At 35.5% G+C, this 23,547-nt stretch carries 20 protein-coding genes; 7 read left to right on the top strand and 13 right to left on the bottom strand.

Going from position 1 to position 23,547, the window contains the following annotated elements; translation table 11 throughout:
- Window positions 1-2,301: a tetratricopeptide repeat protein gene (locus tag H5J24_RS08325; protein WP_068943579.1), complete on the bottom strand. Its 2,301-nt coding sequence runs from the start codon at window positions 2,299-2,301 to the stop codon at window positions 1-3.
- Window positions 2,302-2,535: 234 nt separating this feature from the next.
- Between H5J24_RS08325 and H5J24_RS08320 the strand changes: the two genes are divergently transcribed.
- The 6 genes from H5J24_RS08320 to H5J24_RS08295 all read left to right on the top strand — a co-directional run bounded on the left by H5J24_RS08320 (window position 2,536) and on the right by H5J24_RS08295 (window position 7,242).
- The gene (locus H5J24_RS08320) at window positions 2,536-3,318 is read left to right on the top strand and encodes a hypothetical protein (RefSeq protein ID WP_232816208.1); all 783 of its coding nucleotides are present in this window, start codon (window positions 2,536-2,538) and stop codon (window positions 3,316-3,318) included.
- 135 nt (window positions 3,319-3,453) lie between these two features.
- Window positions 3,454-4,218, top strand: a complete 765-nt coding sequence (locus H5J24_RS08315) for a hypothetical protein (protein WP_068943581.1) — start codon at window positions 3,454-3,456, stop codon at window positions 4,216-4,218.
- Window positions 4,219-4,415: 197 nt separating this feature from the next.
- Window positions 4,416-5,309: a retropepsin-like aspartic protease gene (locus tag H5J24_RS08310; RefSeq protein WP_068943582.1), complete on the top strand. Its 894-nt coding sequence runs from the start codon at window positions 4,416-4,418 to the stop codon at window positions 5,307-5,309.
- Window positions 5,310-5,420: 111 nt separating this feature from the next.
- On the top strand, window positions 5,421-6,365 hold the full coding sequence (locus tag H5J24_RS08305; protein ID WP_068943583.1) for a WG repeat-containing protein: 945 nt from the start codon (window positions 5,421-5,423) through the stop codon (window positions 6,363-6,365).
- A 16-nt stretch (window positions 6,366-6,381) separates the two neighbouring features.
- Window positions 6,382-6,708 (top strand): hypothetical protein, encoded by a 327-nt coding sequence (locus tag H5J24_RS08300; protein WP_068943584.1) that lies wholly within the window; start codon window positions 6,382-6,384, stop codon window positions 6,706-6,708.
- A gap of 87 nt (window positions 6,709-6,795) precedes the next feature.
- Window positions 6,796-7,242: a KTSC domain-containing protein gene (locus H5J24_RS08295; protein ID WP_068943585.1), complete on the top strand. Its 447-nt coding sequence runs from the start codon at window positions 6,796-6,798 to the stop codon at window positions 7,240-7,242.
- 320 nt (window positions 7,243-7,562) lie between these two features.
- Here the strand turns inward: H5J24_RS08295 and H5J24_RS08290 are convergent, their stop codons facing one another.
- From H5J24_RS08290 to H5J24_RS08270, 5 genes are all read right to left on the bottom strand, one after another.
- Window positions 7,563-10,748 carry an efflux RND transporter permease subunit gene (locus tag H5J24_RS08290; RefSeq protein ID WP_068943586.1) on the bottom strand — a complete coding sequence of 1,062 codons (3,186 nt, stop codon included), beginning with the start codon at window positions 10,746-10,748 and terminating at the stop codon, window positions 7,563-7,565.
- 7 nt (window positions 10,749-10,755) lie between these two features.
- The gene (locus H5J24_RS08285; protein WP_068943587.1) at window positions 10,756-11,817 is read right to left on the bottom strand and encodes an efflux RND transporter periplasmic adaptor subunit; all 1,062 of its coding nucleotides are present in this window, start codon (window positions 11,815-11,817) and stop codon (window positions 10,756-10,758) included.
- Between the two features lie 6 nt (window positions 11,818-11,823).
- Window positions 11,824-13,176, bottom strand: coding sequence for a TolC family protein (locus H5J24_RS08280; protein ID WP_068943588.1), 1,353 nt, complete (start codon window positions 13,174-13,176; stop codon window positions 11,824-11,826).
- A gap of 86 nt (window positions 13,177-13,262) precedes the next feature.
- The gene (locus H5J24_RS08275; RefSeq protein ID WP_068943589.1) at window positions 13,263-13,856 is read right to left on the bottom strand and encodes a TetR/AcrR family transcriptional regulator; all 594 of its coding nucleotides are present in this window, start codon (window positions 13,854-13,856) and stop codon (window positions 13,263-13,265) included.
- 222 nt (window positions 13,857-14,078) lie between these two features.
- Window positions 14,079-14,906, bottom strand: a complete 828-nt coding sequence (locus H5J24_RS08270) for a CvfB family protein (protein ID WP_068943590.1) — start codon at window positions 14,904-14,906, stop codon at window positions 14,079-14,081.
- A gap of 129 nt (window positions 14,907-15,035) precedes the next feature.
- Here H5J24_RS08270 and H5J24_RS08265 point away from each other — a divergent pair, with 129 nt between their 5' ends.
- The gene (locus tag H5J24_RS08265; RefSeq protein ID WP_068945125.1) at window positions 15,036-15,482 is read left to right on the top strand and encodes a hypothetical protein; all 447 of its coding nucleotides are present in this window, start codon (window positions 15,036-15,038) and stop codon (window positions 15,480-15,482) included.
- A gap of 317 nt (window positions 15,483-15,799) precedes the next feature.
- Here the strand turns inward: H5J24_RS08265 and H5J24_RS08260 are convergent, their stop codons facing one another.
- The 7 genes from H5J24_RS08260 to recQ form a co-directional block, all read right to left on the bottom strand.
- Window positions 15,800-16,633, bottom strand: coding sequence for a proline and serine-rich protein 1 family protein (locus H5J24_RS08260; RefSeq protein ID WP_068945126.1), 834 nt, complete (start codon window positions 16,631-16,633; stop codon window positions 15,800-15,802).
- Between the two features lie 277 nt (window positions 16,634-16,910).
- The gene (lpdA, locus tag H5J24_RS08255) at window positions 16,911-18,314 is read right to left on the bottom strand and encodes a dihydrolipoyl dehydrogenase (protein ID WP_068943591.1); all 1,404 of its coding nucleotides are present in this window, start codon (window positions 18,312-18,314) and stop codon (window positions 16,911-16,913) included.
- A gap of 127 nt (window positions 18,315-18,441) precedes the next feature.
- A complete protein-coding gene (locus H5J24_RS08250; RefSeq protein ID WP_141395692.1) occupies window positions 18,442-18,783 on the bottom strand; it encodes a hypothetical protein in 342 nt (113 codons plus the stop codon).
- 201 nt (window positions 18,784-18,984) lie between these two features.
- On the bottom strand, window positions 18,985-19,329 hold the full coding sequence (locus H5J24_RS08245; protein WP_068943593.1) for a hypothetical protein: 345 nt from the start codon (window positions 19,327-19,329) through the stop codon (window positions 18,985-18,987).
- Between the two features lie 71 nt (window positions 19,330-19,400).
- Entirely contained in the window at window positions 19,401-19,793 is a 393-nt protein-coding gene (locus tag H5J24_RS08240) for a cupin domain-containing protein (protein WP_068943594.1), read from the bottom strand.
- A gap of 19 nt (window positions 19,794-19,812) precedes the next feature.
- Window positions 19,813-20,895: a glycosyltransferase gene (locus tag H5J24_RS08235; protein WP_068943595.1), complete on the bottom strand. Its 1,083-nt coding sequence runs from the start codon at window positions 20,893-20,895 to the stop codon at window positions 19,813-19,815.
- 396 nt (window positions 20,896-21,291) lie between these two features.
- Window positions 21,292-23,496 (bottom strand): DNA helicase RecQ, encoded by a 2,205-nt coding sequence (recQ, locus tag H5J24_RS08230; RefSeq protein WP_068943596.1) that lies wholly within the window; start codon window positions 23,494-23,496, stop codon window positions 21,292-21,294.
- Window positions 23,497-23,547 lie beyond the last annotated feature (51 nt).

Raw genomic sequence — 23,547 nt, 5'->3', positions numbered from 1 at the left:
TTAGAATCCGAATTTAGAAAACAGCCCTGGTTTTTTCCATGAAGTTTTATATTCATCAGCAATAGGATCATAATCTGCAACGGAACGTACCTGATCTAAAATAGCATGTGCTTCTTTTATATTTCCAGCCTGATACAAAACAACAGCTTTTGCTAGCTCAACGCTTTCTACAAGGTCGTCATAGCCCCATTCTTCAGCATTATAAATGACAGTAAACCTCTCGGCAAGAGCTAATATTTGAGTTTTATTATTCAGCTTTTCATAAACCCTGATTCCATAGCTTAGCCAAAGTACATATTCTTCAGGATCCATAGCGTCTTCACATTCAGCATCATACTCGCTGAAAATGGTTGATGCTTCCTGGTAATTTCCCTGAAGAAAATCACTTTTAACAATCATATAAATGGTTTTCGCTTTATCAAAAGCATCTAAAACGAATTCTTTTTTATTTTCAAGATATCTTTTCGCGGCTAAGGCTACTTTTCCATAGTTTTCTTCCTCGTTATAAATCTGCATCAGGGCAAACTGAGGGTTAGCTTCCTGTGGAAAACGTTCTGCGACTTGTTCGTAGTATAATTTTCTGGTATTTAAATCCTGATTATCCAGATGTTGAAATAAAATTCCTTCCAATATATTTTTACCCGCTTCCAGGTCTCTGTAATTGTCATCTTCAAGTTCCGGATTCTCTATAGTGTACTGATAAATACAGGTAAGAATTTCTTCTGCTTCTCTTTGAACCTCACTCGCCCCTATCGCTTCATGAAGCTGAATCTGTCTTGCTCTATAGTACAATGTTTTAGAACAATAATCGTCTGATCCGCCATAAAGACTGAAATAGTTATTCAATGCTTCTTCAGCCCGTTCATAATCCTCTCCATCCATCAAAGCATCAATCAAGGTCATGTGAAGTTCCATAAATTCTGAATAGGTAAGCCCTTCAGACGCTGTTGCAGCAGCTGCCTGATAATCTCCCAATACCAAATATTTAATGGCTAAATTATTGCAACACATTGCTCTGGTATGCAGATCGTTGTAATAGTCACTTTCAAACCGATCTTCTTCAAAATATTTTCTGAATGCTTCATAGGCCTGCTCATAGACAATACGGCCCACTTCATGCCATTTCAGTTTATCGCTTTCATCTTCTAATGCCTCTATACACTCGTTCAGATAAACGCCTTCGTTGTAAATGTCTGCAGGGTAATCAGAAAATTCAGGAACTTCGGATAATACCGTTCCGTTCAAAAGATATATGGAGTCTGCTTTTCTTCTCCAGGCCGTAGCATTGGATGATAATTGTACTGCTTTTTCCAATAAAGGAATCGCTTCAGCATAGCGCTCATTTTCATATAGGAATGTCCCTGCAAAATGATATCCTGAGAACAGTTCCGGGTAGGAATTGATAACTTCAAGCGCATGATGGTAATAAAAATCCGTAGAAACGTTTAGAAGGTCATTATAATTTCGTTCAATAATCAACTGATAATAGAAAACATCAGGATTATTAAAGCCATTTCCAATGAGTTCTGCAAAGCGCTGATGCCATTCTACTAGTTTTTCATGAATGTGAAGTGCTGAATTTTCTCCTTTGATCGCCTTCATCATCATTTTCAGTGAAAGATCCGGTGCGTTATTTTCATAGGCTATATCAGCAAGATTGATAAAATCGTATTCATTTTGGCTTACAAAAAAAGCATGTTCTTTATCGATAAGCGTGGTAAGCTCTTCTGCTGAAACCATTTTTGTACGGTCTAACAAATAGATCTTTTTGATCCAATAAAGCGAGGTGTTTTTGTCCCGGATTTCCCGGTTATCAGCATCTGCTTTTTTAGAATAATACATTGCGGCTTCAAGACTGTTCAAAAGCGCTTTATTTTCTTCCAGGGATTCATATATTTTAACCAAGAAATCATAACCATACCTTACATAGTCCGGATCCTCCAGCATTCTTTCCGCATAGCCTATAAACTCCGTTTTATTTTCCTGTGTGATATGCTTTTTCGTTCTGGCGATCTGCATCAGGGTATATTCATTTCCTAAAGGGTAATCCAGAATATTGTATAGTGCTTTCTGACTATTGGGGTTAATCTGCAAGATTCTGCGTAAGTAAGGAATAACATAATCGCTTATGGCATCATACACGGCTTCATGTCCTTCGTAATAGACAATGTCATGATAAGCTACTGCCATTAAAAATAATACTTCTTCATCCTCGGGATGAGATAACAAGTATTGTTCTCCTTCTATGATACACTGGTCCAGATCTCCTCTGTAAAACAGTTGTTCTAAATTGTCGTACATTATTAATATTTTGTTCTATAATTGAATCATTATATTCCCTTTCTGTCTCAGCAGAGATCAGAATTCATAATATAAGGGGTGCAAAATATAAAAAACAAGATGAAAAACAAATGACAGGCCCTATAAATCCCGGAAACCAGTGAGTAAATAATTTTAGTTTATAACAGAAGTTGAAGTTTTAAGTTTTAATTTTAGACCGAAATTCAAAAAGTATAAATTTTTCAATATTAAAACATGAAAAAATTATTTACAGGACTGTCTTTGGCTTTATCTGTGGTAATAGCTGCTCAAAAAGCTCCTGCAAAAAAGAGTTCGCGGGCTCTTTACAGTTATCAAACCTTTGGATGTGATGTTAAAGGATATTTTGATCCTTCAAAATACAAAAAAGAAGAAATAGATGGTACTTATAAGCTTTTGCAACCTTTGACCTGGTCCCCGTTTACTTCTCTTATTGTATTTAATCCCGTTAAATTTGATTTGGTTCGAAGTAACAACCCACAACTTTTGCAACAAACTGAAAAAGAATACCTGGAGCGAAAGAAAGAACTGGATGAACTCAAAATCATCAATCTTCCAATATGGAAAAACCAGCATGAAGAGGCTTTTACTCTGTTGGAAAACGAATATCAGCTCAATAAAGCACTTATTATGGGGTATAATGATCCTCAGTCTCTTCAGAACAGTAAATTTTACAATACCTGTAAAGAATATGCAGATGCCATGACCACCAAGGATAAAGAAAAAATGTATTCGGTATGGAAAGGGCTATTTGAGCCTAAAAAGGGGGAAGAGCCATATTCCGGGACACAGCAAGCCTTTGCTGCTAAATGGAATGATCCGAGAAAAGATGATTATGCCCTTATTGATCTTATGAACGCTTTCAGCAATTGCGCAAACCATAGTTTCAGAACTAAGGCTGATGAGGATAACACTTTATTTAAAACGTTTGAAAAGGTTTTCGTTACAGTAAAAGGGATTGCGACGAACCTTAAAAATTTCAGAAAACAGCCTGTTTAAAGCAAAAAATTAAAATTCTCATTAAATAATAAAAATAACTGTATAAAATTGGTTAAATTCTTTAGTTTTCAAATTTAAAGCCTTAATTTTGCATAGAAATTTTAGAAAATTCGGATTCTTTCTACAACTATGCGCATGGAAAAAATGATAGTCGGGCTCTCCCTGACTTTATCTGTTATTGTTTGGGGTCAAAAAGGCCCGGCAAAAGCCAATAATCTGACACCGTACAGCTATCAGACCTTCAATTGTGACAACAAAGGATATTTTGATGCTTCCAAATATGAAAAAGAGGAAATAGACGGGGTTAATAAACTTTTATATAAATTCAATGGGGTTCATTTTGATACGAATCCTATTTTTAAACTTTCCAGCCTGGAAGAAGTCCGCAAGAATAAAGATCAGCATCTTGAGAACCTGGAAAAACAATACCAGGAGAAAAAACAGGAACTTTACAATCTCAAAGTCATCAATCTGCCCGTTTGGAAAAAACTCCATGAAAATGCCATCCAAACGTTTGAAAACGAATATGAGCTGAACAAGGAAGAAATTATCGCTTTCTCCGATCCTACCACGCTTAAAAACAGTAAATTTTATGAAACCTGCAGGGAACCTATTGATGCCATATCTTCTCCCGATCGAGAGAAAATGTTTGCTTCATGGAAGGCTTACACAGAGTTGAAAAGTAAAAACAATGCAGATCCACAAGGGGTGATGAACCGCTTCAATGCCAAGTTAAATGATCCCCAAAGCGAAGATTATGCATTGATTGATATGATTGGACTTAGCTTTCACAATTGTGCCAACAGCAGTTTCAGACAAAAAATTGATGAAGAAAGAAATATGTACAGGGATTTCGACAAAATCTTTACAAAACTAAAGAAGAATTGCGATGAACCTTAATATGAATTGAAAAATTCAAAATCATCATAGCAGTACTCATTTTTGAGTACTGTTTTTTATTTACATGATATACACTTAATTTTATAAAAGTAACTGAGCATAGAGAACGGTTAAAGGAAGGTTAATGGAAGCTCTTTTCTTTGTAAAGATCATCAATAGATTTATTTTCGCTGCAATAACCTTTAGAATTTCTCTTTATGCATTTTAAGTCCCTTTTCTTAGCTTCATGCATCAGTATAACGGCATCAGCTCAAAAATCCCCAACGCTTATCCCCTTTTCTCTGGAAAACAATTCTGTGTATCTGAATGGCAAAGTAAATACAACTGAAAACATCAAATTTTTGTTTGATACCGGAGCAGATGGATCTGTCATCAATATCAACTCAAAGAAAAAAGTAGAACTGAAAATCGACGGAACATCTCAAAACAAAGGATCGAATGGAGTAAATACCGTTGATTACAGCAGTCATAATACCGTTCAGTTTGGAGATATCCAGAAAACCGATGTTTCATTTACACTGATTCCTTACGGGGAGGTTAATTTTGACGGTGTTTTCGGAACAGACTTAATGAAGGGAAAGATCATCGAAATTGATTACCATAAAAATGTGATCAGGTTTTATGATGAAAATGATTCATTCATTGATTTCTCAGGATATGAAAAAATGAAACTTCATCTCATAGATAACTATCCAGCCGTAGAAAGCTCAATCACGGTGAATGACAAAGAGTATTCCGGATATTTTGGACTTGACAGCGGTGCCGATGATGCCCTTACCATTGCTTCTCCTTACACCAGAAAGAATTCTTTAGCGAATACGATGAAAACAATAGGAAAAGCTACCGCACAAGGTTCAGATGGTTCTGTTTATGAAATGCCTGTAGTGCTTTGTCCATCTATTACTTTTGCCCATAAGTTCCTTTACAATGTTCCGATTACACTTTCAAACTCCACAGAAGGGATTGATGCTTCAGAAAAAATGGCTGGCTTTTTTGGGAATGCATTCTTAAAAAGATTCAATACCATTATCGATTTTAAAAATCAGTTTATTTATTTTAAACTGAATAAAAATTTGTATTCTGAGTTCTGATAGGATTTTTGTGTATCATCAATGGCTGGTTGTCTTGAATTTTTAAGCATTATAAATAAATTTCTTTGCAGATCAACTGAATTTATTATTTTTATCAGCTAACTGATAACTATGAAAAAAGGACTGTATTGTTTGTGTATTTTTGGGGCTGCACTCTCTGTAAAGGCTCAAATTGATATTCCATTTAACCTCGTTACTCTGGTAAAACACACACACTCTCAAATTCCTAAGGACAGCATCCTTCCTAGCTACCAAAATGGAGGCTTTGTTTATATTAATCTGAAAGACGGGCAGCCTGTTTTTAATAAAAGATTCAGAGAAGCCTACCCTTTTAACGGAAAATATGCCTTGGTGTTTGACACAGAAACAAAATCATATAATTTGATTGACCGTACAGGGTCCTTTATTATAGATAAGGGAATTTATACAAAGATCAATCACCGAACAACATGTGGTACAAATTTCATCAGCTTTTTAATGAATGAAAATAGTACCGAATACAATTTCAATAGGCTCAATGGAAAATTTGAACTCTGTTCAGGGACTTCCTGTGGTTATCCGGTATTATTAAAATTCCCTTTCAGAAAAAATGAAGGAGGACAATATACTATGAATACCAACAGTTTTGAAGTTGAAAATGCAACGCCATTGGATGACAATTATTTCATGGTCTTAAAAGAGGGAAAAATAGGCATTATCGACAGGCCCGGAAAAATTCTGGTTCCCATTGAATACGAAGAATCATCAATCAATTTTATCCCAAACCGGATCAATGTCATTAATATCCTTCCTCTGAAAAAAGATAATGTATGGTATTATTATAATACTAAAGGAGAATTGATTACCAAAAGCCCATGGCTGTGTCAAACACTGTTATATGGACAAACTAAACTGGGAATTTATCAAAACGGACAAAAATATGGCTTGCTTTATACTGACGGAACTACATTACAGAAAGAATACGACTGGATTTCCGAAGATGGTCTTTTAGCCAGAACAGGAAATGATTTCTATTTTATTCTGGATAAAAGAATTGTTCCTTATTATGTAAAATAATTTAAAACATCTATTAATGACAACCGAAGAGTTTGTAAAAAATTTCTATCTCGAAAAACAGAATATTCTTCACTCAGCGTTTGAAAATGAATCAGAACATAAAACTCTTGTTTCAACGAAAATTGAAGAATTAAATCTGGATGAAATTCAGACAGAAAAACTGAAGAGTATCATTTCCAATCTTTTGACAGACACTTTTTATACGCTCCTTCTTGGGCTAGATGGTTCAGCAAGTATCGGAAATTCACAAGAAAGTTTCAAAATTTATGATGAAGAAGATCATCTAATTTCAGAGTGTGGAGATTTAGAAGGTTATGCTTATAAATATTTTCACGGAGAATAAATTAGCAAAATAAATTAATAATGAATAAGTTACAATTTTTCCAATTAATTTCCTTAATTTTGCACCCCGAAAATAAGAATTCAAAATATGAAACGAATAGGTGAGCACAGAACCCTTCTTGGAGTTGATAAAAATGTAACTTTAAAAGAGTTGAAGACCATTTACAGAAATGTGATGAAAGATACACATCCTGATAAATTTATCAATGACGAGGCAGGAAAACTGGAAGCAGAAGCAAAAAGCAAGTCTGTGATTGAAGCCTATCATTTCCTGGTAAGCATTAACCCTGAAACTCAGGAAAAATATAAAGAAGAATATACAGAAACCATTACCCAATCTAATATTCAGGATTTTTATCTTGAAAAATCGATTTTAACGGTTCTACATTTAAATGGAAAAACCTATGAATACATGGGTGTTCCAAGAAATACCTATATCAAAATGGTGAATGCTGATTCACCAAGCCGTTTTGCAAGAAGACACATCTACGGAAACTTTGTCTTCAGAAAAGCTGGAGAAGCTATGGCTGACTAATTTTTTCATTTACAATATAGGAAGGCTTTCGGTATAAACCGAAAGCCTTTTTTATTGCCTTACATAGCCATTAATACACGAAATAATCTGATGCATATCTACAATCTATACCCCCGAAATTTCGAGCTATATAGCAACATAGAGTAAAGCATCATATACAAATTTCCGAAAGGGTTTAGATCTTAATAGGCAGAAAAGCTTATCCTATAAAGTATTTTATATAATCTCTATAATAAAAAGAAATTCGTGAATCCGTGGCAAAACAAAAAAGCGCCTCAGAAAATCTGAGGCGCTTTCGATTAATTAAAGGTATATGATATTTATTTGTCTAAATGCTTAGGGGTAAATCCGTCTTCATTTAATTCTCTGTGTACATATTCAGCCTTCATTTCAGCTTCGTAGTCTACTTTGGTATCTTTACCCATTCTTCTTAGAATAGAGTCAAATAGAGAGTATACTACCGGTACAATAATCAAGGTAAGGAATAGAGACGATGTTAAACCACCGATTACTACCCATGCAAGACCTTTGTTCATTTCTGCTCCGGCACCTGTTGCCAATGCGATCGGCAACATACCGAAGATCATTGCGATGGTTGTCATTAGGATCGGACGAAGACGGGCATGGTTAGCCTGGATCAATGCATCATGAGTGGTTGCTCCGGCTGCTTTTCTCGCATTCGTAAAGTCAACAATCATAATCGCATTCTTCGCGACAAGACCAATCAACATAATCATCCCCAGCATCGTAAAGATGTTCAATGAGTTAGCAGTCAAGGCAAGGATTACCATTACCCCGATCATCGCTAACGGAATAGAGAACAATACTACGAAAGGATATACGAAACTATCATACAATGATACCATTACAAGATATACCAGTACGATCGCTGCTAATAAAGCAATTCCTAAAGTACCAAAACCTTCCTGCTGGTTTTCCATATCTCCACTCCAGATATAATCTACTCCAATAGGTTTTTTATCATTCATGAACTTAGCAGCCCACTCGTTCGCTACGTCTCCTACTGGTCTACCTACTGCTTTAGCTCTTACTTTTACAGAAGGAGATTTATCTCTACGTTCAAGCAAACTTGGTCCTGAGCCCATTTTCACTTCAGCGAACTGGCTTAGACGAATCTGCTGACCCTGAGGGTTTGTAAACATTAGGTTTTTAACATCATCGATAGATTGTCTGTTCACATCTCCAAAACGGATGTTAATGTCATATTCATACTCTCCAGCTCTGAATTTTCCATCTGTATTACCGTTGAATGCTGTTTGCATTGTTTGTCCGACACTTGAAAGGTTTAAGCCCAGAGAAGCCATTTTATCTCTGTCAATAGATACCTGTACTTCCGGATTTCCAGAATCTGTTGATAATTCTGCATCTACTGCTCCGGGAACTTTTTTCAATAGCTCAAGGATTCTTGTTGCTTCTTTTACTGCTGTTGCGTTATCCGGAGCGGTTACTACCATTTCAATAGGAGCATTTTCTGCACCCATGATCCCGATTGGAGCTGTTTTGAACTCAACACCAGTGAATTTCTCCTCCAGTTCTCTTTTTATTTTTGCAGCTTTGATGTTCGTACTTTCAGAACGTTCAGATTTATCGGTAAGGTTAACCTGAACCTCAGATTGGTAAGTCGTTGCCTGAGCACCACCGAAACCTGTTGACTGCTGCCCCACCGTTGTAATCAAGTCTACAACATCTTTATCATTTCTTAAAAACTTCTCAACATCTAATGTTAATTGGTTCGTTTTTTCAACAGTTGCATCTTTAGAAAGCTCCATTTGTACCAAGAACTGACCACGGTCAATTGGTGGGAAGAATTCTCCTCCAATGAATCCAAAGATGACCAGTGAGAATGAACTGATTAGAATAATAAATGTAATAACAACTGTAGAAATTCTTCTTAAAGTTGTTTTCAGACACCACTCAAGAATATCAGTAATCCAATGGGTGAATCTGTCGATCAACCCTTCAAACCAAAGGATAAACTTTTCGAACCAGTTTTTACCTGTTAAGTGCTCGAGTTTACCAAATCTTGATGATAACCAAGGAATGATGGTAAATGATGCCAGCAATGACAAGAGGGTTGCAATAACGACCGTGACACAGAACTGAGCAAGAATATTTGCTACAAGACCTGAACTCATTGCAATCGGTAAGAATACCACCACAATTACCAATGTAATTGCTGCTACGGTAAACCCAATTTCTGATGCTCCGTCATATGCCGCTCTGATCTTGCTTTTACCCATCTCCATGTGACGATAGATGTTTTCCAGTACTACAATCGCGTCATCCACCAGGATCCCTACCACCAGCGATAGTCCTAATAAACTCATTAAGTTCAATGTATAGCCCATCAAGTTCATTCCGATGAACGCTGCTACCAATGAAGCCGGAATAGATACCATTACGATGAATGCGTTTCTGATACTGTGAAGGAACAATAGCATTACAATTGCCACAAGGATAATCGCTAAGAATAAGTCGAAAATTACGTGGTTGGCAGACTCAAGGGTAAATTCTGTAGTATCATTTACGATTTTTACTTTTACGCCCTGAACTTTATATGCTTCTTCTACCGTTTTGATTGTTTTCTGAATGCTTTCAGATACAGCAACCGCATTCGCATCAGATTGTTTTTTTACTTGCATTAAGATCGTTGGAAACTGATTGAATCGGGCTACTTTTTCAACATCTTTCTGAGAGTCGAAAACCGTTGCAATATCAGATAAACGAACCTGTGCTCCATTTTTATTGGACACCACAAGGTTGTTCATTTCTTCAATTGATTTATATTTTCCTGATAATCTAATGGTAGATTTTGTACTTCTTGTTTTCAAACTTCCTGTAGGGAAATCAAGGTTTGATGAAAGAATTGCCTGTTGTACATCGCCTATTGAAAGTCCGTACCCCTGCAATTTTTTCTCATCAAGATTTACCTGGATTTCTCTTTCCTGCCCACCCACAAGATCAACCTGTGCCACACCGTTTACACGCGAGAAAATAGGTTCTATTTTTTTATCCAATAAATCGTAAAGATCCTTACTGTTGAGTTTATCTGATGAAATACTCATCGTAATGATCGGAAGATCATCTAAAGAGAATTTATTCAGTGACGGTGCCTTTACGTCATCAGGAAGGTCTGCCAGAATAGCGTTTACCTTTCTCTGTGCATCATTCAGGGCATAGTCTACATCAGCTCCATCGTTCAGCTGAACCATGATAACAGATAAACTTTCGTATGAAGAAGATTCTACTTTTTTTACGTTTTCCAAAGAACCTACGGCATCCTCAATCTTTCGGGTGACGGACGTTTCCACCTCTGCAGGTGAAGCTCCAGGATACACCGTGGAAATGGTTACCATGTTGGTTTCAAACTTCGGAATCAATTCGTATCCCATGAGCGTATAACTCAGGATACCTCCCAGCGTCAGAATTGTAAATAATACAATTACCAGCGAGGGTCTTTTAATCGATATTTCTGCTAACTTCATAGATCATCTACTTTATAATGTTCACTTTAGATCCGTTGTCCAGGTTGATCTGTCCGCTGGTTACCACTTGCTCACCACCATTCAGCCCGCTCAATACCTGTACTTTGTCTCCGTAAACTTTTCCAATGGTTACTTTGATCAACTTGGCAACTCCATTCTGAACAACGAATAATTGTCCTGAACTTACCCCGTTTACGAATGCTTCAGCAGGAACAGTCAGCATATTCTGAGTTTCAGCTCCGTTGTTTGTGCTAAATTTAGCGGTTGCATACATACCGGCTTTTAGATTTCCTCTGTTCTGAACTTCAATTTCAACAGGGAAATTCAAAGAAGCATCACTTTTAGGAGCGATAAATGTAATTCTACCTACGAAAGAATCTTCAGGTAAAACGTTAACTTTAATGGGAACTTCCTGGCCTAATTGAATTTTTCCAATCTGGCTTTCATCCACTAAAACAGAAAGCTTTAAGCTGTTGATATTAACGATCTCAAACATTGCAGTTCCTGGAGAAACTACAGTTCCCGGCTCTACCATTTTTTTGTTGATGGTTCCACTGATTCCCGCACGGATGCTTGTATCGTTCACTTTAACACCCTGAGCTTTTACTGCAGCCTGCATATTTTTCAGCTGTAATCTTGAGTTATCAAGCTGTTGTTTGGTAACACCACCTGTTTTATATGCATTTTCATAACGTTGGTTATCAATAATTGCATTCTGTAAATTATTCTGAGCTTGAGTAACATCAACTTCGATAGCATCTCTTTTAATTGTTGCTAATACCTGACCAGCTCCAACTCTTGAACCTTCTTTTACCAAAACACTCACAATACGTCCTGAAATCTCAGAAGACTGGTTCATTTCCTGTTTAGGGATGAAGGTTCCGTTTGCAGAATAATCTGTATCTATATTTTCTCTAGCAACGGTTACGATATTAACGTTGATTTTATCTACCTGCTTGGCAACCTCCTTTACTTCCTGAGTCTGTTTTTCTTTGTTACCGGCAATCTTGTAAGCTGCTAACCCTACGAGTACAGCTGCTACGATGATATATATTAAAGTTTTTTTCATTGTTTATTATGGGTTTTGTAATGTGTTTAACTCTCCTTTTGCTTTCATTAACTGAATTTCAGCCTGCTTGTAATCCAATAAGGCATTAGCGTAGTTTTGTTTTGCCTCAGTTAATGAATTATCTGTATCCAGTAGATCTGTAAGTGTTGCCAAACCGTATTGATAGTTGGATTGTGTATTAGCCTGTACTTTTTCTGCCAATGCTACATTATCCTTCATGCTCTGAATATTGATCAGAGCGTTTTCCATATTGGTTGTTGCGTTCTTATAATCTAAATTCAAGCTCAACTGTGTATTTTCAATATCCTGATTTAAGTCCTGAATATCGATCTCAGCCTGTTGAATCTTAGATTTTGTAGCCCCACCTGTAAAGATCGGAATATTTACATTTAATCCAACGGATGCTGCATCACTCCAGTTTACACCATTACTGATTCCGTTGAACCAAGGGAATTTTGTTCCCATTCCGTACCATCCGTAGTTAGCCTGTAGACTTACTGTAGGGTAAAGGAATGCTTCAGTCGCTTTTTTGTTAAACTGTAAAAGCTCCATTTGCTTTTTAAGCACTTTAACTTCAGATCTGTTGTCTAAGTTTATTTGTCCAGCGATAAGCTCAGGTCTTGGCTCTATACTTTTTTCTTCCAGCTCAATCTGAGAATCTATTGGAACTCCCATATAGAACTTCAGAGCATTTTTAGACAACTCTACACCGTTGATAAGCTTTTGTTTATTGGAAGCGATATTGGTAAGCTGAACATTGGTTCTATCAAGATCAATTGGTTTTGCCAATCCATTGTCCACTAAGCTTTTAATAACATTTCTTACTTTTTCAGTATTAGAATAGCTTGTTTCTAAGGTTTTAAGATTTTCTTCCTGTACAAACACATTGTAATATGCTGTTGCTACATTTACAATGATCTGTTCATTAGTAAGCTGAGAGTTCAGTACATAGAATTCTCTGGTAGATTTTGCTGCCTTTAGACCGATGAAAACTCTCTGATCAAACAGAGCCTGGTTCAATGAAGCAGAAATATTGGAGTTCCAAGGCTGACCCATTTTAAAAATGTTTCGCTGGCCCATGATTTCCACTACTGTTTCCTGGATAATAGGATTATAAGAAACACCCCCGGCTACACTAATCTGTGGTAGAGCTCCGGCTTTAGCCTCATCAATCTTATATTCGGCTTTTTTAACCTGTAAGGCTGCTTTTTTAGCTTCAGCCTTATTCTGGAGTGCCTGTTTTATTGCTTCCTGCAGAGAAACCTGCTGCTGGGCAGACACTGATGAAAAACCGAAAATCATAAATGCTGCAGCTATCCCAATCTTTAGCTTTTGAGCAGTTATACGTTTTCTTTTCATAATTTTTATACTTCGTTTATTTTTTTAAGTTCTCTCCTATTTTTATTTCTAACTGACGAATCATTTTAAGAAATACTTTAGATTTTTTAATTTTTAAATAACATATTGAGAATGATCCCCTTTCTCACGGAAATAATCTCATCATATTCTTCATCACTAATTAATAAATTCTCCATGAATAATGGTCTTACGGCACTTGGGAAAACTAATAATGAAACCATATTCAGGATAAACTGAACCGGAGCCATTTTCTCAATATTACCTAGCTCCATTTCCTGTTTAATATTCTCGTACATTTTTTCCAGGATATCTTCTTCAATCTCCCTGTGGTGGCAGGTTCCTTTATTGATCTGTGAAACGATATAAGTTTCCAGATAAGGATACTGAAGACTTGTAGAAAGGCTGCTTTCTATAAACTGGCTGATCTTTTCTTTGAATGGAAGCTCCGAATTCTGAATGATCTTTGATTTTTCCTGCTCTACTTTCTGAGCTTCATCAAAGATGATCTGAATAAGTTTGTCTCTTGATCTGAAATAATAATTAATAAGGGTTCTATTCACTCCTGCTTCATCTGCAATCTCCTGCGTAGTAGCATCAAATTTCCCTTTCACAAAGAATAATTTCTTCGCTGTCTCCTTGATCAATTCCTGTGTTTGGTCTTTTTTTGCTTGATTTGACATTTTTGTTAAACAAATTTGTGCAAATTTAAATCGAATTTTATTTTTGACAAAATTGTTAAACAAAAAAATTAAACAAAATTATTATGATATGCATCATGTTTTTAAAATACAGTCTGAAATGATAAGAATGAAAAGTAAGATGAGAAATATTGTGAAAACCTTAATATAAAGAGATTGGAAATAGATAGGCACAAAAAAAGAGCAGAAAACTCTGCTCTTAATCTATAATAATTTAATTTTGTCGTCCGAGATATCGATAATCTTATCTTTATACAATCCTCCGATGGCTTTCTTAAAATTCTTTTTACTCATCTGAAGCTCTTCCTTGATCTCTTCAGGAGAAGATTTATCTGACACATACAGCAGTCCGTAATTTTCTTCTAGTTTATCTAAAATCTTTTGTTTGAATTCATCAATGTTTTCAAATCCTTCCGGCTGTAAGGAAACATCAATTTTCCCATCTTCACGAATCGCTTTGATATACCCTTTTTCTTCTGATAATGGATATAACTTTTTGAAGACATCAGAAGTGTATATCAAACCAATATATTGCTTATTAATGACAACATTCCAGCCCAATTCACTTTCATTCATCATGATAAGATCTACCTTATCTCCCTTTTTGAATGGAAGATCTTCATATTGTGGATTTCTCTTAAATTTCGTAGTTCCTGTAATCAGCTCCATATCCTCATCTACATAAAGATAAACAAGGTATCTTTTGCCTTCAACAATTTTGGTTTTCTGCTGTTTATAAGGAATAAACAAATCTTTAATGATTCCCCAATCCATAAAAGCACCACTTGGCAGACTTTGTACACAGCTCATTACTGCAAATTCTCCCACTTCTGCCAATGGAATTTCAGTAGTCGCTTTTAATTTATCATCGTCCTGGTATACAAAAACCTCAACATATTCTCCTACTTCCTGCTCTTCACGAATGAAGATTTTGGGAAGAAAAGCTTTTTCACCGGATTCTTCATCTATTAAGATCCATCCTGAATTGAGTTTTTCTGAAATTTGTAAAGTTTGAGTTTTTCCGAGTTGCATTGATGATAAAATTAGCTGACAAAGGTACGGAAATTTGAAGATTATAACCTAGTGAATGCTTTTAAGAATTATTTTATCTTTAGAACAGTATTTAAAACCTGTACATTTGAACAGAAAAAACTGAAAAACATGAAAAGATATTTTGCTGCAGCATTTCTCGTATCAATCATGATGATAAATGCTCAAATATTAGATAAAGCAGCTGTTAATTTGGCCTACCGCTATATGGGAAGAAATGTTTTGCAGGCTGGCCTGGAATTCAGATTGGGTAAATCTAGCTATAAATCTTTGATTATAGGACCTTCGATACTTTATACACGTTTTAATGGAAACAATAAATTTATTCCGGAGGCCAATATGTATTATATCAATAATGGTTTATTATATGGTACATCCATCAACCCATACGCAATAGAACCCAGAATTGGAATCTCATTATTTAATGCTTTATTTCTCAATACCGGCTATGCTTTTCCCATACATACAGAAAAATATTTTAAAGGAATCACCTTCGGAATACAATTTAATATTGCTCCCAAAAATTCGAAATTTTATGATAAAATGAAAGTAATGTAGATGAATGAGTGGTTTACTTGATGTTATTTTCACCTAAAATCTTTCTATTTCTCGTAACTTTCTCATTTTGTTAGTAGACACTAAGGCACAAAAGAGTTATAACACTAACTGCTTTAAGACGCAAGAGAATCAAAAGCTCTCAGCAAATAAAATACTTATTCATAGCCATAAATCTGCGTAATCAGCAAGATCTGCGAGAGCATTTATCCACATTCAATTTTTATCTCAGATAGAATCCCTGCCCCTTATATTTCTATTTAAAATGGTTTTCATTTTTAGCAAAAAAAGAGAGAAGTCAAAAAACTTCTCTCTGTGTATTATTTGGAAATATAATCCCTTAGCTCTCTTTTACTATTTTCAAAATCAAAGGCATCATATACTACAAAATACTTATTCTTATCTACACAGTTCGAATACATAGACTTTGCCAGTGCTAACTTATTTTTATCAAAACTTAATGACTTTACCAAATCTCTTATCTGCACTGCAGTAAACATAGAATTTCTCATCTGTTGATTAATCATAGCTAATTTTCCATCATCAAACTTTTCATTTTTCTGCAGCATTTCAAAAAACTGGCGGAAAGTAGCATTATCCATCACATTCCCAGGATTATTCCAATTTCCGGACTGGTTCCCGTATGGATTGTTCCAGAGATCATTCCAGTCATTAAATCCATATTGCCCTTGCACAGGATATGAGTCTAGCAGATACAAACCTTCATTGGTGAAGAAATCTAACACCATTCTGCTATTATTTCGAAGCATCAGAGAGGTTCTGTAAATTAAAAACCCATTTTCATAGATCGATATGGGTATTCTTCCGGATTGAAGATCAAAAAAACGATATTTTCCAGAGCCATTGGCAATCATCTGATCACCAACTTCAACGGTAAAAAAGCCTTGTTCGGGAATTCTTAAAAAAACCTCAGCATATCTATAGTTATTATTCCATTGGTAATTTGGATTTTTTATCCTGCCGCTTTCATTTTCTTGATTACGATCAAAGGTTTTGCTTTTTGTATCAAATTTGGGTATTCTCATTTCTGTGGCAGATGCTTCATTTCTCAGTAATTCACCAGCCTTCCCAGCCTGTTGAGCGAAAGAGCTGACACCCATCACAAGCATTAAACCTATAAAAATTTTCTTCATATTTATTTTTTCAAAATCAGTCTCCATTTCTATGCCAAAAAAACTTATCCCACCATTAAAGCTGAAATTCTAAACATCGACTATGTCTGATGTATGAATAAATCCTTCATGTACTTCTATTAAAAGTATATTCTACTATAACAATGAATAAAGTGGTTGGATAAATGCTAGGCCGCAAAGAGTTCAAATAGGATAATGTTTCTAAAGCGCAAGAAAAAACAAAAAGAGGAGCAACTGCTCCTCTTTTATTATTTAAATGATTAATTTTAATCAAATATTACATGTGGATAGATCTCTTCGCTGTAGCATCCAATGCAGCTTCTTTAATAGCTTCTGCATACGTTGGGTGAGCGTGAGAACTTCTTGCGATGTCTTCAGCACTTGCACGGAATTCCATAGCAATTACTCCTTCAGCAATAAGGTCTGCTGCTCTTGCTCCAATGATATGCATTCCTAAAACCTCGTCGGTTTTTTCGTCTGCAATAATTTTCACAAGACCATCGGTATCACCACTTGCCCGGCTTCTTCCTAATGCTCTCATTGGGAAAGATCCTACTTTGTAAGCTACTCCTTCTGCTTTCAATTGTTCTTCAGTTTTACCTACTCCTGCAACTTCCGGCCAGGTATATACAACTCCTGGAATCAGGTTATAGTTGATGTGTGGTTTTTGACCAGCTAATATTTCAGCAACAAGAACACCTTCTTCTTCAGCTTTGTGAGCAAGCATTGCTCCTTTGATAACGTCTCCGATAGCGTAGATGTTAGCCACGTTAGTCTGAAGGTGGTCGTTTGTTTTCACTCTTCCTCTTTCGTCTAGTTCTACTCCTGCTTTCTCAAGACCAAGACCATCTGTATAAGGTCTTCTTCCTACAGAAACTAAACAATAATCTCCTTCTACAACTACTTCTTCTCCTTTTTTATCTTTAGCAGTAATTTTTACAGTATCTCCGTTTCTTTCCACTGCAGAAACTGCTGTAGAAAGCATAAACTTCATTCCTTGTTTTTTAAGAACTTTAGTTAATTCCTTACTTAAAGCTCCATCCATTCCAGGAATGATTTTATCCATGAACTCAACTACAGTTACCTGAGCTCCTAATCTTAGGTATACAGATCCTAATTCAAGACCAATTACTCCACCACCGATTACAACTAAGTGTTTAGGAACCTCCTTAAGGTTTAACGCTTCAGTAGAAGTAATCACTCTTTCTTTATCAAGAGTGATAAAAGGAAGTGAAGACGGTTTAGAACCCGTTGCAATAATTGTATATTTAGATTCGATCGTTTCAGAAGAACCGTCTTTTTTAGTGATTTTAATCTGAGTAGCAGATTCAAAGCTTCCCAATCCTTCAAAAACAGTGATCTTGTTTTTGTCCATCAAAAAGTTGATCCCTTTAGTCGTTTGATCTACCACTTCGTTTTTACGCTCGATCATTCTTGCGATATCCGCTTGCGGCTCGTTGATGATGATCCCGTGACCTGCAAAATTATGTTTTGCATTCTCGAAATGCTCTGAGCTGTCTAGAAGCGCTTTTGACGGAATACATCCAACGTTAAGACAAGTTCCGCCTAAAGTTGAATATTTTTCAATAATTGCTGTTTTGAAACCTAATTGTGCTGCACGGATCGCAGCTACATAACCACCAGGACCAGAACCTATTACGGTAACATCGAATTGACTCATGTTATTTTATGAATTTGTTTATTATTATCTATCTTAAGTCTCACAAATTTACATATAAATTACCAAGCACCAAAGTGAGTTTTATCAATTTTGAGATCAAAAAATTTTGAATACCTTAACGCGGTGATCAATCCAGCTGTAGTCTGCCATTTCCGATCGTTCCGGCACTTTCAAAAAAAGAACCTCCATACACATACCATTCAAGACTTTCAAGATACTCCACGGCATTTTCCGGAGTGATCTGCGGGCGATCTTTTTTCGAAACAATTCCTTTATACCATCTTCCTGATTTGGAATAATGTTCATATTCAACAAAATAATGAATCCATATTCTCTGGCATAACTTACATTGCTGGATACTTACTTCTCCATATCTTCCGTTTGTATGATCTATTCCTAGTTCAGAACTTCTAAATTCGGTATAATTGTGGTCTGGTTTTTCACAAGCGCATCCTATTTTAGGAATCATTTTCATTATATTTCTTATTTGAAATACAAAAATACTAAAAACCCATCAACCTGAAATTAAGATCAACCGCATACTTCAGGGAAAAGGTGCTTTCTATAAAAAACTTTTATTCACTCAGTCTGATATTTTGTTTTTCAATCGGATATAAATTTTAATATTAAAAAAGATCATCATCAATGTCATGAACAAAGACGGAAGAATCTAACTATAGGGTTTATAGTCCGGTAAAAGAGTTCCTACAAATGCTGATAAAAGGACTCCCATCGTACTGATCATTTTACTGGAATGTTCATAACGCCACAAATTACCATATCGTGATCTGGGAATACAATACCGAAAAACATCATAGGAAATCACCAACAAAAGATATCCTACTCCTGAATAGATCACCACCGGATTCCAAAGAAAGCCAATGAATTTGAGATAATACATAAATACCAGAGCAATTGCCAAAGCTCCCAACATCGCCACAATATCTTTTATATAAAAACGGTTTGACTTTTCTTTTAAGATTCTAAAATCTGAATACGTATTGTAGGCAGCCAAAATGGTAATTAATAGGAGAACAGAAAAGCAATGCTTTCCAATATCATAGATCTACCAACATTATTTTCATCTTATTTATTTAAAAACTGTATGTTTTCTTCATGTCCTTCTTTCAAATACATTGCCGTAAAAACCAATGGCTTTTCTTTCGAGGCATTATCAAAATGAAGAATAGTAACATTTTTAGGCTCATAGAAGGCATCTCCTTCATGAAGAACCATACTCTCCTGTCCTTCTATCTGAAAAACAGCTTCACCAGACTTTATAATTCCTATTACCGGACATGGATGCAAGTGTTTGGGAGCAGCCTGCCCTCCAGCCATTGTTATCTCCTGAACTTCAGCAGTAGTGATTTTTTGGTTCATTGAAGCTTTCAGCAATTCTTTTCTGGCTATCTGGCTTTTTTGAGCCGTCGCTGTTATAGATATCAGCATGAAAGCAATAAGTAGGATTGTTTTCGTCATTAAACCTTAGAGATATGAATTATTTATGGATCAGGTCTAATAATACTTTTTCGTATTTATCTAAAATAATATTTTTTGAAAACCTGGATTTAATGGAGTTCTTTATAGCATCACGATTATAATTTTGATGCATTACTTTCATAATATGCTGTGCAAAATCTTCATAGTTTTCAATATTGGCAATTTCTCCATTCACATTATGCTGAATGATCTCGTTAATTCCTCCCGGACAATTATTGGCCAGCGAATACGTTCCGCAAGCGCCCGCTTCCAAAAGCACATTGGGAAACCCTTCATATCTTGAAGAAAGGATAAACAGATCCGCATACTTTAAAAACTGATAGGGATTCTCCTGTCTTCCATGGAAAATAACATTTTTCAACCCTAAAAACTCTTTCATCTGAAGCAAAACATCTTTGTCTTTTCCATCCCCCAGAATATGAAGCATTATATTTTCATTTTTGAGTCTAGAAAACACTTTCAGCAGGTTATCAAATCCTTTTCTAGCCGATAAATTACCAATAGCAACTACATTCTTATAGTTGTATTTATATGCTTCAGGTTTTAAGGCAATTTTCAATTTCTCATCAATAAAATCAAAGTCTACCGGATTATTAATCTTAACAATCTTTTTCTTTTTGATATTAAAATTATCAACGAGATCCTTCATCATATCATCACTCTGAGCAATGATTTTCTGATAGTTATTATAAAAATTATAGAAAAATTTGATCTCTTTTCTTGTCACATGCTGAGTCACTACGTTCGTTTCTCTTGCAATAAACTTCGTTCTGGGAAAAAGCTTGATAAATAAGGATAAATAAGCATTCACTTCTCCAAAACCGGAAAATACAATATCGGGTTTTCTTCTGTAAATTTCTCCTAAAATAGGTTTTAAAGAATGTCGGATTCTTTCTGTATTGATATCGATGATTTCAACATCTTTTTTCAGAAAATCAAGATATCCGCCTTGTTTACGCAATAGCAAAATCTTAGGCTCAAAACGATCCCTGGAAAGATGATTTGCAATGGTAGTAACTATCCTTTCTGCGCCTCCGGTTTCTAAATCCGGCAGAATAAATATGACAGATATTTTTTTCATCAGTTAAAGTTACTAAAAAGTTTAATTACAAATCAAATATTCCTTTTACCATTGCTGGCAAAACAAAATAATCTAACTCTTAAATATGTGTTTATTAGAAAATTGCAAAACCGTTTTTTTAATATTTACCGCTATAAGACACAAAGATTTTATCTAGGATAAAATTGTATATTACTGCAATCGGTCTTAGTTGTTATGAATAAATTGATTTGTAAAAATCTATGTCGCTATGTGGTTTAAAAAATGTTGAACTACATAGCGACATAGAATATTATAACGTTACATATAAGATTTCAAAAAATGAGTTAGAAAATAGAGCAATCTTATTTATATTTTCTAAAACACAAAAAAGTTCTTCCGAAGAAGAACTTTTATATTTTTTCATATTTCATTTCCTTAGTTGGCAACATCACTGATGAATTTAATTCTCAGCATTCTTACCTCTTCATCAGACAATTCGTCTCCGAATTCATCCAATAAAATCTTCATACTGTCACTTTCAGATTCATTCATAAACTCCATAAAACCATCTACAATATCTTCATCAAAATTATCTTCAATATAATAATCGATGTTTAATTTGGTTCCCTGGTACACGATTCTTTCCATTTCTTTTAAAAGTTCATCCATGGAAAGATTCTTGGCTCTTGCAATGTCTTCAAGATCAATCTTTTTATCAGTACTCTGGATAATGAAAACCTTATGGCTGGATTTATTGGCCACCTGTTTCAATACCATATCCTGAGTACGTTCTATATTATTGTCTTCAACATAAGTTTTAATGTAATCAGCAAATTCTTTACCATATTTCTTGGCTTTCCCTTCTCCTACACCATAAATTTTGTTGATTTCATCTATTGTAATCGGATATTGAACCGTCATATCCTCCAAACTTGGATCCATAAATACCGTATAAGGCGGGATTCCATGTTTTTTGGCTACTTTTTTCCTTAGTTCCTTTAATAGGGTAAACAGTTTTTGATCTAAACCTCCGCCTGCCTGTTGTTGCAGCTGGTCACTATCTGCCTTAGCTTGTGTAAGATCAAATTCTCTGTCTTCAGCGATTAAGAAAACATCTTTAGATTTACCAGCCAATACATTCCTTCCTTTTTCTTCGATCTTTAAAACACCATAGGTTTCAATATCTTTCTGTAAGAAATTCTGAACGGTTGCCTGTCTCAAAATGGTTTTCCAATAGTTGTCTTTTTCTTCTTTTCCAAAACCGAAATGAGGATTCTGCTCAAGTTTATAAGATTTGGTAACAGCCGTTTCTTTTCCAACAATAACAGAGATCAGATCTTTTGCTTTGAATTTTTCTCCCGTATCATTAATCAGCTCAAGAACCTTCGCTAAATCAGAAGTAGCATCTTTCAGTTTCGGAGGATTGGATGAGTTGTCACACATTTTAGCTCCATCACCTTTCACAGGATCAAAGCTTTCTCCAAAATAATAAAGAATATATTGTCTCCTGCTCATTGAAGTTTCAGCATAACCTACTACTTCATTGAGGAGCTGTAATCCGATTTCTCTTTCAGATACAGGCTTTTGAGCCAGGAATTTTTCCAGTTTTTCAATATCTTTAGGATCATAAAAAGCCAGGCAATGCCCTTCTCCACCATCTCTTCCTGCTCTTCCCGTTTCCTGATAGTAGCTTTCCAATGATTTCGGGAAATCATAGTGAATCACAAAACGTACATCTGGTTTATCAATTCCCATCCCGAAAGCGATGGTTGCTACAATAACATCTACCTCTTCCATCAGAAATTTATCCTGATTGGCTACTCTCACCTTCTGATCAAGTCCGGCATGGTAAGGCAGTGCATTAATTCCATTGACCTGCAAAAGCTGGGCAAATTCTTCCACCTTTCTTCTGCTCAGACAATAGACAATCCCTGATTTTCCTTTATGCTGATTGATAAATTTAACGATCTCTTTATCTATATTAATTTTAGGAGTTACCTCATAATATAAGTTCGGACGGTTAAAACTTTCCTTAAAGACCAAAGCATTGGTCATCCCCAGTGTTTTCTGAATATCATCCTGCACCTTCGGCGTAGCTGTAGCCGTAAGAGCGATCACCGGTACATTGGCGATCTTATCAATAATTTGTTTAAGATTCCTGTATTCCGGTCTGAAATCATGTCCCCACTCTGAAATACAGTGTGCCTCATCAATAGCAAAGAAAGAAATCTTAACTTCTTTCAAAAAGTCCAGATAATCATCTTTAATTAATGATTCAGGAGCTACATACAAAAGTTTGGTCTTGCCGCTTTTGATATCGTCAAAAACCTGCTTTGTCTGTGTCTTGTTTAATGATGAATTTAATACATGCGCTACTCCGTCATCAGAAGAAAGCCCGTTAACGGCATCCACCTGATTCTTCATTAACGCTATTAAAGGTGAAACAACGATTGCCGTTCCCTCCGAAATAAGTGCCGGAAGCTGATAACATAATGATTTACCACCACCTGTAGGCATCAAAACAAATATATCTTTCCCATTCAGTAGGTTTTCTATGATCTGTTCCTGTTGTCCCTTAAATGTAGAAAACCCAAAATACTTTTTCAATTCGCCTGATAAATTGGCTTTTTTTGCGCTCATCTAATTTTCTATTGCTAAATTTGCATCTAACCCAAAGTTATAAAAATTCTG

The sequence above is a fragment of the Chryseobacterium capnotolerans genome (assembly GCF_021278965.1).
GTDB classification, from domain to species: Bacteria; Bacteroidota; Bacteroidia; order Flavobacteriales; family Weeksellaceae; genus Chryseobacterium; species Chryseobacterium capnotolerans.
Note: the sequence above shows the minus strand (reverse complement) of the source record. Positions and strands in the feature narration are given on the sequence as shown.